The sequence below is a fragment of the Pseudarthrobacter defluvii genome, from assembly GCF_030323865.1.
Classification (GTDB): domain Bacteria; phylum Actinomycetota; class Actinomycetes; order Actinomycetales; family Micrococcaceae; genus Arthrobacter; species Arthrobacter sedimenti.
On record NZ_CP066363.1, the window covers coordinates 141198 to 153261 of the forward strand.

A 12064-nucleotide genomic window follows, 5' to 3' on the forward strand; every position below is an offset into this window, starting at 1 on the left:
TCTGCCCTGGGGTGTAAACATCCTGCTGCTTACGCCTTCGAGCATGCCACACCGGTAAGTGATGGTGCATGCTCGCAGGGCTCGCACCCGTTTGGCGTCCGCTGGCGCGGCCGGCTGTTGGGTCCAGGGCGCGCCGTCGCAGAGCTCCGGACCCCCTGGCCCTTCTTGTCTACGACGTTTTCTGGTTGCTGTCCTTCGGATTGTAGGCGTCCGCTCCACCCCGTCTAGCCCCTCCTTCGTCGGGGCCTGCGGTGCAGGAATTTCCCTTCGGCGCTCGTTCCTCGCTGATTTCCTCCGGGAATTTCCCGCCCCTTGCCCTGCGGGTAGACAGGGCTCCGTCGGCCGCCAAGCAAGCAAGCTCGCCAGCAACCAAAAAACACCTGTGAGTCTTTACGTGGTTGGTCTGGGACTAGCTGGCAGTGTTGATGCCGGTCGTTCTGCCTGGCGCGTGACTCGAAAAAACAATTGCCCCTTGAGGGTGCGTTTCCCCCGACTTGTCCGCGCTGGGTGGAGCGGCCGGCGCTGACCTGTCCCACGTCGGTGGCTTGATTAGAAGCTTGCCCAGCCCCTGCGGTTGTGGCTCATCACAGTATTGCCTCGAAGTGACTCTTCCCAGATCCAGTGCCGGTCGTGATGCGGCCAGTCTTGCCCGTTCGGAAGGAAGGAGGGTGGCCGCGTTGACTATCGTTGCGCAGACCCGCCCGTTCGTAATCGGCGTGGACTGCCACGCCCGCACACACACTTACGCCATCATCGAGGCCAGTACCAAGCGACAGGTCGCGTGCGAGCAGTTTCCGGCCACCTCGGCAGGTAATTCCCGCGCACTTGCCTGGGTAGCCCGACGGACAGACGGCGACATGGCCTGTCTATGGGCCGTAGAGGGTATCGGCTCCTACGGGGCACGTCTGTCCCGGGCAGTAACCGACGCCGGCTATGACCTCGCCGAAGCTCCACGGATGAACGCCCGAGGTCGCCGGGCGATCGGCAAATCCGACCCGCTGGACGCCGCCGCCATCGGAACCGCAGTCTTGGGCTTAGAGGAGTCCCAACTCCGCTCCCCGCGACACGATGAAGGAACCCGTGCCGGACTCAGAATCCTGAGCGCAGCACGGGATCAGCTGACGCGGGAACGAACAATGAATGTCAATGCACTCATCGCCCTCCTCCGGGCACATGACCTGGGAATCGACGCCCGTAAACCTCTGGTGCCCGCCCAGATCGCCACGATCACCAGATGGCGGGAACGAGACGAGCAGATCGAACTATCGATCGCGCGCGGGGAAGCAATTAGGTTGGCGCGCCGCGTTCTCGAAGTGACCACTCAGCTGGCTGCGAACCACAAGCGCATGACAGAGCTGATCCAGGAAAGCCCCGCGGCGCCGCTGTTGGAGATGGTGGGCGCCGGGGCTGTCACAGTCGCCACCGTCCTGGCGGCTTGGTCGCATCCAGGAAGGGTTCGCAGCGAAGCCGCCTTCGCCTCCCTGGCAGGGGTGAATCCTTTGCCAGCCTCAAGCGGTAACACGGTCCGGCACAGGCTCAACCGGGGCGGTGATAGGCGCCTCAACCGAGCCTTGCACACCATCACCATGACCCGGATGGTCCACGACCCCGGAACACGGGACTATGTCGCCAAACGCACCCAAGAAGGCCGCAGCTACCGCGAAATCCGCAGATCCCTCAAGCGCTACATCGCCCGAACCCTCTACCGCCAACTCAACGCCCTTTACGCCGCCGCGGAACCGCCCTCATCCCACGTTGCGGGGGCAGACGGTTCAGGTGGTGTCCCTTAAAGGACCCCTCAGCGGGACGTTCGGTGTAATGGCAGACTGCTGGATATGAGCACTCTTGAGCGGGACGCCTCCGCGGCTTGGTCGGCTCTTCGGCGTGTTTGGTCAGAGTTGGGGTGGACGAGCCCCGTCTACAGTCATGGAGCTTTTCATCATGTCGCGGTGCTGGGTTCAACCGGCGTCGTGCGCGTGTCGTTTGCTTCTAACCATGAGGCGCAGATCGCCCGTGAGAGCGCTGCGCTCCTCGCCGTGAGCAGTTCCGGGCTCCAGACCCGCATCCCGACGCTCCTGCGGACACTGACCGGTGACACCTGGTCTGCGATGGCGTGCACCGTCGTCGCGGGAGCCCACAGGGCGGATCGGCCGTGGCACGAGGTCCGGGACGATTTTGCCCTTATCCTCAATGACCTTCAATGCGCGCAACTACCGACAGGGTTGCCTCCCGTACGCTCCTGGTGCGGCGGGGACTCCTGGCCTGACGTCGTTGAGCGCATCACGGCAGATGCCGGCACTCACGTGCGGAAAGCTGCCCAGATCGTGGTGCGGGAGGTTCTGAGTCTCGAGGAAGAGGTGACCGCTTCTATCGTCCATGGTGACTTCGGTCCGCACAACAGGGTCGTGGAGTGATCCTGCCTCAAGCCGACGCGCGAAGTTCGACAGTGCGTGGCTTTGGAGCTTGCGGTCTGCCCCAAGCGCTGCGAAACAGCGCCCCGAATTGACGCCGTCTTTTGGTGGACCATACAGGAGTGCCAGCACGTCTGAGTCCACAATGTCCCCTACTTTGGTCGCGCCGTACGAGCGAAGGTGTCCGAGTTAGAAGGCGCGCGACGGTGGGGTATTTGGCAGCCGTGTAGTCACTCCAGCCCGAGGCTGCGTCAGCTGCAATCTTCTTGGCCTCAAAGTATTCGGCGCGGGCCGCCGGATCTTCTCTGAGCAGATCGCGGAATGCGATGCGTGCAGACCATTCAGTGCCTTCGAATGCGACGACGTGCACCACGGATTCCCGATGGCGGCGGCTTGGCCACGCGAGCCAGCAATGGCCGGGCTTCATCCCCTCGAGGTCGAACCCCGCCATTTTCAGCGCCCGGGCTGCATTTTGAACGCTCGAAACCTTGACCCCAACGATCACGTCTATGACATCTTTCGCCGGCAGGTCGGGCACGGAAGTCGAACCAATGTGTTCGCAGTGGGCTTCGGGGAGCACTTCGAGGATCGCCGCGGCGAACCGGGCATAGTGGTCCGCCCATTCCTCGAATCTGCTCGCCACAAGTGTCACCGGCTGTTCGTCGTCCATCCGTCCGATTCTGGTCCCGATGGTGTCTGCACTCTTTGAGGCCACGCCGCTGCCGCCTTGGGTGGCGCCCGATAGGCCCTCTAAGGTGTTGCCACAGTTGGGACCCGCTTGGTGCTGGATCGAGGACCTGAGCTCGCAAGTCACGGACAGGGCAGCACCAAAGGTCTCGCATGCCGGATCGTGTCAGCAGACTCGCCCGTAAGCCGGTCGATCACCGTGCCCAGGAAACGCGCCGCTACGTTCGTCAGTTTCAGAAGTCGTCTGCACCGTCATGCATTTATTCAACAGTCGTTTGCACCAAAGACCGAGCTGCGGGACTGCAACTGCTTCAGGGTTCGAGGCCCGGACCCAGCGGTACAGCGTGGGCACCGAGACCCCGAGGCTGGCAGCAACTTCCATGGGCGGCGTTCCCTAGCTGAGGAGCTTCCGAGCTGAGCGGATCTTGGCCTCAGTCATTACACGCTTGCGTCCGCCGACCCGGCCCTGTTCGCGCGCTGCCTGGAGGCCCGCCTGGGTGCGTTCGACCATGAGCTCGCGTTCCATCTGCGCCAGGGAGGCCATCACGTTGAAGAAGAAGCGTCCGGAGGCGGTGGTGGTGTCGATCGAGTCGGTGAGGCTGACAAAACCAATTCCGCGCTCAATGTCCAGGGCGAGCCCGAAACAACGGTCAGTGGACTTTGCGCCGAGCTAGAAGTCACCCGCCAGGCGCACCACAACGACTCGTACAGGAACGTCGGCTCGAAGAATCCTAAGACCACAGGCGCCCCGGACGCGTCCGTCGCGGCGATCCCGGAGGCAGGGTCCACCTGGTGGATCTGGAGCTTCCATGGCAGGGTGCTGGGGTCGCCGTAGAGTTCGTTGTTGAACCAGTTTCCCCAGCGGCACAGCGCCTGGGCGAAGAGGACGCCGGGGGCGACGGCGTCCAGGAAAGCGACGAAGGAGACCTTCAGCCTGCGGCAGCCGATCCCGGCGCCGGCGCAGCCAAAGGCGACGGCACCCCAGATGCCGAGGCCGCCGTCCCAGATGGCGAGGGCGTTCCACGGGTTCCGACCGGGGAGGATATACAGTTCGGGGTCGGTGATGACGTGGTAGATCCGGCCGCCGATGAGTCCGGCCGGAATCGCCCAGAGGCAGATGTCCACAGCACCTGACCCGGTTGGCCGCCGCGCTGCTGCCAGCGCCGGGACCCGAGCCAGAGGGCGAGTGCGATGCCGGCAAGAATGCACAGCGCGTAGAAGTGGATGGTCAGCGGTCCCAGATGGAACGCACTGAGGGTCGGTGATGGGATGAATGACTCTGTTGGAGCCTGCGCAGCCATGGCATCCTACCGGATGGTGAATGGGGAACGTGAAGGCTAAGCCTATGGTTCGGCGCGGCCGGGCGGTAATTGTTCCGCTGTCGTGCTGATCAGTCGGCGGAACCTGTCATCGCTCGGTGGCCTCCGCCCAACGTGCCGGCGGCGCGGACGATGTCGGGGTGGGGGGTTCAGCAGGCGAGCGGTGCGCGGTCGTGGTGCCGGTACGTGGTCGTTATAGAGCGTTGCTGGAAAACGGCGGGTAGCTGGAGATTATGTAGTCGGCGGCGGCGGGACCTGCGATTCTTCGTCGAGTCTTGCCTGGTTCTACTCCGTGGTGTTGGAGCGCGTCGCGGAAGTGGCGGGCCTCGAGGGGGCTGATGCGATGCAGAATGCACCAGCTGGTGTAGAGCCCGTAGAGGCAGTCGGACCCGAGGGGTTCCTGAGTCTGGTCCGGAATTGTTGCTTCCAGGAGAAATTGCGTGATGTGTGAGGTGGGCATATCGCCTCATTCTGCGCGTGTGCGTTCTTTCCACCGGACTGCTTCAGTGGCTTCCACCGCACCCTGCACCTGGGGGCGGGGATCCGGCCCCGAAGGGCATATCGGATACACGCGAATCTACGTGGTGTACTTTGGCACCGTCCACTTTCCAGTGGACGGTGACGACGGCATTTTTGTGGCTGCCCGGAGGCCGGTGGCTGTGCTTCGCATTCGGAGCAGAAATTGTGCCCACTTATCGTTCGTGCGGCAAAGGCCAGCGGCTCCTGCACTCCACTCTGAGTCAGCCTCCAGACTGTACCGGCGCGTCTCCCCTGCAGGGCCACGGATTGGAGCTCGATTTCCTGGCGCGAGGTGCCCTGGCGGCCATGTGGTCGAGGCGGGTGTCTTTTCCACCCTACGATTGCCGGCGGGCCGCCGGCGGCGATTTTGTTCGCAGGGCCAGTGACGGGTATGGAATGCCGCCCTCTTGCGGCCCTTAGTGGGTTCCCGTTACCCATGTTGGGTTTCCGTCGGGCCGGTAGATGACTGCGTTTCCGTCGTCCTGGATGACGAGCCGGCTTCCGGGGTTGTTATCGGTTTCGGTGTCCCACACGTATTCGTCGTGGGGGCCGTAGAGGACTAGGTTCCCGTCGGGCTGCATGATGCATGCCCCGGCGCCGCGGCCGTTGGTCCCGGAGTCCCACAGGGGTCCGTCGGGGCCGTAAAAGACGAGGTTCCCGTCAGTCTGGTAAAGAAGTCCGTAGAGCCCGTTGGCGGATCTGATTCCGTGGGTGGGGGTGAGTGTTGATCCTGACTGCAGGACGTGGGAGTCGGCGCTGCCTGGCGGCTGGCATGTTTCTGTAGCCCACAGCGGGGAACCGTCGGGCCGGTAGATGACTGCGTTTCCGTCGTCCTGGATGACGAGCCGGCTTCCGGGGTTGTTGTCGGTTTCGGTGTCCCACACGTATTCGTCATTGGGGCCGTAGAGGACTAGGTTCCCGTCGGCCTGCATGATGCATGCCCCGGCACCGCGGCCGTTGGACCCGGAGTCCCACAGGGGCCCGTCGGGGCCATAAAGGACGAGGTTCCCGTCCGTTTGATAGAGCAGCCGGTAGCGGCTGTTCGGAGAGGTTGCTGCGGAGCCGGGGCGGAGTGCTGTTTCCGGGTGCAATGTCATGGCCGTTCCCCGTCGGTTGTGGTGATGAATCGTGGACGCATCTCCGGGCGTTGGTTTACGGCGGCCCGGTCCGGAGGCGGAGACAGCGGTGCGCGGGTTTGGATCAGGTGGTGTCTGAGTACAGCGATGTGGTCGCCGGGGTGGACGGCGAGCAGACTGCGCAGCCGGTGCCTGGCGGGTGCGGCTGTTGGGTCCGTTCCTGACAGGACGGTCCGGATAATGTCCTCCGCCTGTGAGTCCAGTGTCATGGAGGTGTCGTCATCACGTTCTGCGTGGCTGGCATTTGCCTCAGTCAGTGCAGTCAGGGGTTGCTGAGAACTCATGGGGTTATCCTTCTTCTTTTTCTTCTTCTTCGATGCGGACGCTTCGGCTAATCGGTTTTGATCTTTTGTCCGCGCATGGACGGGCGGGGCCGTGCGGCCGGCCGGTCGCCTGTCCCTGCCGCGCTTGGGTGGTCAGTTGCGGCGGCCGTCTGTACGCGTCATCGATGACGATCCCTGAATTGTGCAGGTTTTGACTGGTGCCGGCCTCCGGCCCGTGGCGGGAGTTTAGGTGGTCCCGCCGTGCCGGGCGATACGTGGCGGCCGGAGGTGTTGCTTTGGGCCGCCCGGAGGTTTGGCTTTGGTCCTTTTTCGAACGTACCACGCGGCCGCGGCGGCGGTGAGGGCGGCCAGCAGGGCGATGGTTGCTGTGGGGCCGAAAGTTTTGGCTGCCGTGAGGTAGGCGCTTCCGGCGAAGTAGCCGGCGAGGACCACGGCGGCACCCCAGGTAGCGCCGCCGACGATGTTGAAGGCCAGGAACCGGCGGTAGGGCATGTGGGAGAGCCCGGCAAGGGCGGGCATGACAGCGCGGAAGAACGCGGTGAACCGGCCAAGGAACACGGCGGATCCTCCCTTGCGGGCAAGCAGGTCCCGGGCGCGGTCCAGCCCGGCACGGCGTTTTTGGAGTAAGGAGATTTCCAGGATTCGGGATCCGAAACGGCGTCCGATCTGGTATCCGACGGTGTCCCCGCCGATAGCGGCTGCGATGACGAGGACCAGGACCAGCCAGAGCTGCAGGTGGTGCTGGCTGGCCAGGACCCCGCCGAGGACGGCTGCGGTTTCCCCGGGCAGGATGAAACCTATGAAGAAGGCGTCTTCGGCGAAGACCAGCGCACTGATAATCAGGTAGGCGGGCAGGGGCCCGGCGTTGCGGACGGCGTCGATGATCCAGGTCATGAGCTGGCCCTCTGCTGTCGGTCCGCCGGGCGCGGAGGTCCGGGGCAGGCAGCCGGGTTCGGGCTAGTAGGGATCTGCATGATGGTGCCTCCTGCGGTTTCGTTCCGGTACTACCAGCATGGCTGGCGGTTCCTGAGGGCGTCCTGAGTCTTATTCCTGCACCAGTGCTTGACCGGTAGGGGGTTAGTCGATTTTTTCTCCGGTGCCTTTGGCTTTCGTGGCGGTGGCGGTGACCGGGGCGAGTCCGGGTGCGGCGGCTTCGACGTTGATCTTTACTTCGTTCGTGGAGGTTCGGTAGAGGCTGTATTTGTTCTCCGGGTAGTGCCCGGTGCCGGTGGCGTTGTCGAAATACACTGTCGCTGACGTATCAGGTGCCAGGGTCAGCCCGTCGAGTTTCTGGTAGTAGGACTCTGTCTGTCCGGTGGCGGTGTCTTTCATGGTGTAGTACACCTCCAGGCCGGTAAGCGGCGCGGGGGTGGAGTTGCTCAGGGTGAACTGAAGGCGGTCCGGGACTGCGGCGTTGGTTTGAGGGTCGGTGTTGTCTTCGGCCTTGGCCTTGCTGATGGTCAGTCCGGTGGCGGTCCCGGTGGCGGTGATGGGGTTTTTTGTCACGGGAAGTACGGTCGCTGCGGGGCCGGCCGCGGCGGTGCCGGTGGTGCCGGCCGTGGGGCTGCCGGGGCCGGAGGCCCCTTGCCAGATCAGGATGGCGGCCAGGATGGCGATGGCGATGAGGGCCAGAGGGAGGATTTTTTTAAGGGCGGGCGTTTTCATTGTTCTTAGGCCTTTCGGAGGAGTTTGTGCCGGGTGGCGGCCAGGACCGCGGAGCCCGTTGCTGCGGTGAAGCCGGCGAGGAGCCAGAGGGTGTGGTTGAAGGTCTGAGCCCATACATAGGCGGGGCTCTGTTGGTTGTATTGGTTTTTGATACCGAGCCAGGCGAAGAGGGGGCGTTCGTATTGTTTGGTGAGGGAGGTTTGTTCGATGAGGTCGCGGGCTGTTTCGTAGCCGGTGAAGTTGGCCATAACGGCGTGCTCGTGTGCTTTGTCGATTTGGAGGCTTGCGAACAGCCCTCCGGGGATCTGGTTGTCCGGATCCATGGTGTCGCCGATCTGGGGGATCACCAGAACGACGATGAGCCAGAGGACCAGGGCCAGTACCAGGCCGGTGGCCGGGGTCCGGGTGAGGGCGGCCAGGGCCAGCGCGGCGAGCGACCACATGGTCAGGTAGATGGTGGTGTGGGCTGCGGCGAGTACTAGTCGGGTGAGGTCTGTGCCGGTCAGGGGGGCGTTGCCGGCGATGAGCAGGGCCCCGGTGATGACGGAGAACAGGGCTGCGGTGACGGCGGCCCAGATGGTGAAGGCGGCCAGGATTTTGCCGGCGGCGAAGCTGTGGCGTCCCAGGGGACGGGTGAAGATCAGTTGCAGGGTGCCGTTGTTTTTTTCCTTGGCGATCAGTCCGTAGCCGAGGATCACGGCGAAGAGTGCCCCGACGATTTCCAGGTACTCCGTCGCTGCCCGCAGCATCTGCAGCGGGAAGAGGTCCGGGGGCGGTGCGGTGACGGTGCCGCCGCTGGCTTTGAGGGCGGCCAGGTAGCTGGTGTAGTCAGCGGTTTTGGCACGGAAGTCTGCGGCCGCTACGAGGACGGAGAGCACGACGATGAGGGCCAGGAAGGTGATCAGCAGCCGCATGGAACGGTTTCGGGACAAGTCCCGGATTTCCTTCCCGCAGAGCGTGAGGAGGCTAGTCATGGAGTTCCTTTCGCATGCTCGCGCGGCCGGTCAGGACGATCAGGGTGACCCCGACGGCGAGGAAGGCCAGGATGACCATGATCCCGCCGGTCATCGTGCCGCTGGCCTGGGGGTCCTGCAGCAGGATCGAAGCGACGTGTTTGAACTGCTCCCCGAGGGACAGGGGGCCGGTGAGGGAGCCGGTGACGGCGAAGATCCCGGTCTGCGGGGCCGCGGGAGGTGTCACCGGGTTCAACAGCGAGACCGGGTGAACGGCGGTGCCGAGCAGGGGCAGGACGAAAATAATGACGCTCCAGACCACGATGGGAACCAGGAGCGCGGCGGTGTAGCTGGATGCGTGGAGCCCGGCCAGCATGCCCAGGGCCACGAAGAAGAGCAGGAAGATCCATGCCAGGGCAAAGAGTGCGGTGAGCCGGAGCAGCTGGCCGGGTGCCGGGATGCTGCCGGTGACCGCGCTGATGGAGGCCATGCATATCAGCGCCGAGGCCGCCAGCACGCCCAGGAGTCCCAGGCTGATGCCGGTAAATTTCGCGGCCAGGTACCCGGCCGGGGACAGGCGCCGGGTCAGGACCAGGTCGATCGTCCGGGCACGCCGGTCCCGCATCCCGGACTGCACACCGGTCACAACGGCCAGGAGAGCCCCGATCAGGAGGATGTAAATGACGGTATTGCGGGCGTAGTAGAGGGCCGGGACGTTGCCGAAGGGGTTAGGGGCACTTGTCAGTCCCTGGCCGGCGGCTGAGTTGTACACGTTCGTGACGGTTGCCTTCGCGGCCGAGCCGATGAACGCCGAGACTGCGGTCATGCCGATAAACACGGCCAGGAGCAACTGGGGCAGACGTTCACGTCCGGCGCTGCGCAGTTCATGACTGACGGTGGCGGCCCAGGGATTCATGACGGGGTGCCGGCTTCGATGTGGAGGTAGATGTCTTCCAGGGATGCCTGGTCGGGGAAGGCCCCGAGGGTGGCCGCGACGGAGTTCTGGTAGATCAGCCGCCCTGAGCTGAGGATTCCGATGCTGGTGCACGTTTTGGTCACTTCGGCCAGGAGGTGGGTGTTCATGAACACCGTCATTCCCAGTGACTGGTTGAGGCCGATGATGATTTCCCGCAGGTTGGCCACCCCTTGCGGGTCCAGCCCGGAGGTCGGTTCGTCCAGGAACAGCACCGCCGGTTCGTGCAGGATGGCCTGGGCGATGCCGGCGCGTTGACGCATCCCTTTGCTGAACGTGGACATTTTCTCGTGGCCGTGGCCGGTGAAGTCCACGGCCTCAAGGGCCGCTTCGATCCGGGCTGCGGGGGCCGCTATCCCGGAGAGCCTGGCGAAGAACGTCAGGTTCTCGGTGAGGGTGAGGTTGTCGTAGAACTGGACATTCTCCGGCAGGTAACCGATCGAGCGGCGCACCAGGTCAGCGCCGGTGGCCACGTCATGGCCGGCGATGCGGGCTGTGCCGGACGTAGCCGGCAGCAGGGTGGTCAGGATGTTCACGGTGGTGGTTTTACCCGCCCCGTTGTGTCCGAGTAGCCCGAAGATTTCCCCTCGAGGTACCTCGAGGCTCAGGGCCTGGAGGGCCTGCTTGGATCCGTAAGCCTTAGCCAGTGAGCTGGTTTCGATTGCCATGTCCGTCATACACCGCAACTTATGACGACGCCGGTAAGAGAAACCTGAGGACGGGCCTGAACCCCTGAACCCCGGACGCTCGTTCTTGAGCCCCCGGGCGTCAGCGGCTCAGGCCGAGGGCCGGAGCCAGCCAGTCCAGGGCCGGTCCCATCGTTTGTCGGGGGATCTCCCAGGAGTGCCCCTGGCCCGGGACCAGGACGGTCCTGACGCTCATGCCGGCTTTGGCGGCCGCGTCAGCGGTCCGGGCCTGGTATCCGGAGAACGTTCCATCCTGCGCCCCGGCGGCAAGGTAGATCCTGCTGTGGCTGTAGTGCCCGGCGGCCAGGACCTTCAGGGGCGAGACCGCATCGAAGGCTGCCGTGTTGCCGCCGAACGCCTGGGCGATAGTTGCGGACCGGTCCGGGCCCAGCGCGGGTTCGGCTTCGCCGCTGAGGTCGATCGCGGAAGGGTAGATGTCCGGGTGCAGTGCCGCCATCTGCAGGGCGCAGGTCCCGCCGAAGGAGAACCCGCCGACCGCCCAGCGGGCCGGGACCGGATCCACTCTCAGGGTGGTCTTGATCCACGCTGGAACATCGGTGGCGAGATAGGTGCCGGCGTTGGCGATCTTCGAATCCATGCACATGGTGTTCCCCGGCGCCGAGCCGTTGACATCCGGGATGACGACAACCGGGGCGAGCCCTTCGTGCGCTGCTGCGAAGGCATCCATGGTTGTTGCTACTCCTCCGGCGGTGATCCAGTCCGCCGGTGAGCCGGGCTGGCCCGCCACCAAGACTAGGACAGGCATCGCCGGCCGGGACGGGGCCTGGTAGGCCGGGGGGAGGTAGACGTACCCGGGGCGTGCAGCGAAACCTGAAACGATACCCGGGATCTGCACCGAGCTTATCGTCCCGGTCGCGGGGAGCCCCGGCGGTTTCACCCAGGTCGAGGCCACCGGGCCGGTCTTCGGGCCGGGAGCCGGCCCGGGCATGGTGCGGGGTACCGCGCGCGGCCTGCGGCAGCGCCCCGATGGCGGCGGTACTGGCCCCGGTCATGTCACCCAGGGTCCGGTACGCGGCGTAGTAGATGTTCACTTGTAACGCCGCCACCAGAATCAGCGCCGTCATGGCCACCGGTGCCAGGATTCTGCGGCGCCGGGAGCTTCCGGCCAGGTTCAGCCCCGGCCAGCAGCACAGCCCAGTACGCGAGCCCCATCCACACGGTCACGGGCAGCGGCAGCTCCTGGGCCGAAACCCCCGCGGCGTGGACCAGAACCCAGCCCGTCCCCGCAGCCAGCAGTGCCGCGGCCAGGAAGGCCCCGCCCGTGGCCATCCACCAGCGCCGCCGGCGGCGGATCAGCAGGAAGAGCGCGGCCGCCGCGGCAGCAACAGCGGTGCAGGCCGGGACTGCCCCGCTCAACAGCTCCACTCCGGTCAGGGTGATCATGCGGTCCTCTAACAGGTCAGGACATTG

General features: G+C 64.8%; 12 protein-coding genes and 2 pseudogenes. 2 read left to right on the forward strand and 12 right to left on the reverse strand.

The genetic code is table 11. The annotated features are described in order from the left end of the window. Positions 1–677: 677 nt before the first annotated feature. Together JCQ34_RS20275 and JCQ34_RS20280 are read left to right on the forward strand one after the other, a co-directional pair. Positions 678–1790 carry an IS110 family transposase gene (locus JCQ34_RS20275; RefSeq protein WP_286404952.1) on the forward strand — a complete coding sequence of 371 codons (1113 nt, stop codon included), beginning with the start codon at positions 678–680 and terminating at the stop codon, positions 1788–1790. Between the two features lie 186 nt (positions 1791–1976). Further along, the gene (locus JCQ34_RS20280) at positions 1977–2414 is read left to right on the forward strand and encodes a hypothetical protein (RefSeq protein ID WP_286404817.1); all 438 of its coding nucleotides are present in this window, start codon (positions 1977–1979) and stop codon (positions 2412–2414) included. A 7-nt stretch (positions 2415–2421) separates the two neighbouring features. Here the strand turns inward: JCQ34_RS20280 and JCQ34_RS20285 are convergent, their stop codons facing one another. The 12 genes and pseudogenes from JCQ34_RS20285 to JCQ34_RS20340 all read right to left on the reverse strand — a co-directional run bounded on the left by JCQ34_RS20285 (position 2422) and on the right by JCQ34_RS20340 (position 12037). Further along, positions 2422–3081: a GrpB family protein gene (locus JCQ34_RS20285; RefSeq protein WP_286404818.1), complete on the reverse strand. Its 660-nt coding sequence runs from the start codon at positions 3079–3081 to the stop codon at positions 2422–2424. 336 nt (positions 3082–3417) lie between these two features. Next, positions 3418–3717 (reverse strand): annotated as a pseudogene (locus tag JCQ34_RS20290) (recombinase family protein); the annotation flags it as partial. 71 nt (positions 3718–3788) lie between these two features. Next, positions 3789–4399, reverse strand: a pseudogene (locus JCQ34_RS20295) (prolipoprotein diacylglyceryl transferase family protein); the annotation flags it as partial. A gap of 953 nt (positions 4400–5352) precedes the next feature. Beyond that, positions 5353–6033, reverse strand: coding sequence for a curculin domain-containing protein (locus tag JCQ34_RS20300; RefSeq protein WP_237429488.1), 681 nt, complete (start codon positions 6031–6033; stop codon positions 5353–5355). Then, positions 6030–6356, reverse strand: coding sequence for a hypothetical protein (locus JCQ34_RS20305; RefSeq protein ID WP_286404819.1), 327 nt, complete (start codon positions 6354–6356; stop codon positions 6030–6032). Before JCQ34_RS20305 ends, JCQ34_RS20300 begins: the two co-directional genes overlap by 4 nt. Positions 6357–6581: 225 nt before the next feature. Beyond that, positions 6582–7250 (reverse strand): DedA family protein, encoded by a 669-nt coding sequence (locus tag JCQ34_RS20310; protein ID WP_286404820.1) that lies wholly within the window; start codon positions 7248–7250, stop codon positions 6582–6584. Positions 7251–7433: 183 nt separating this feature from the next. After that, a complete protein-coding gene (locus JCQ34_RS20315; RefSeq protein WP_237429491.1) occupies positions 7434–8021 on the reverse strand; it encodes a hypothetical protein in 588 nt (195 codons plus the stop codon). Between the two features lie 5 nt (positions 8022–8026). Continuing rightward, positions 8027–8995, reverse strand: a complete 969-nt coding sequence (locus tag JCQ34_RS20320; protein WP_237429492.1) for an ABC transporter permease — start codon at positions 8993–8995, stop codon at positions 8027–8029. Next, positions 8988–9890 carry an ABC transporter permease gene (locus JCQ34_RS20325; protein ID WP_286404824.1) on the reverse strand — a complete coding sequence of 301 codons (903 nt, stop codon included), beginning with the start codon at positions 9888–9890 and terminating at the stop codon, positions 8988–8990. Before JCQ34_RS20325 ends, JCQ34_RS20320 begins: the two co-directional genes overlap by 8 nt. After that, positions 9887–10624 (reverse strand): ABC transporter ATP-binding protein, encoded by a 738-nt coding sequence (locus tag JCQ34_RS20330; protein WP_237429493.1) that lies wholly within the window; start codon positions 10622–10624, stop codon positions 9887–9889. The genes JCQ34_RS20325 and JCQ34_RS20330 overlap by 4 nt, the downstream gene beginning before the upstream one ends. 91 nt (positions 10625–10715) lie before the next feature. Next, positions 10716–11489 carry an alpha/beta hydrolase gene (locus JCQ34_RS20335; protein WP_286404827.1) on the reverse strand — a complete coding sequence of 258 codons (774 nt, stop codon included), beginning with the start codon at positions 11487–11489 and terminating at the stop codon, positions 10716–10718. 158 nt (positions 11490–11647) lie between these two features. Further along, complete coding sequence (locus tag JCQ34_RS20340) at positions 11648–12037, reverse strand: hypothetical protein (RefSeq protein ID WP_286404829.1); 390 nt, start codon at positions 12035–12037, stop codon at positions 11648–11650. Positions 12038–12064 lie beyond the last annotated feature (27 nt).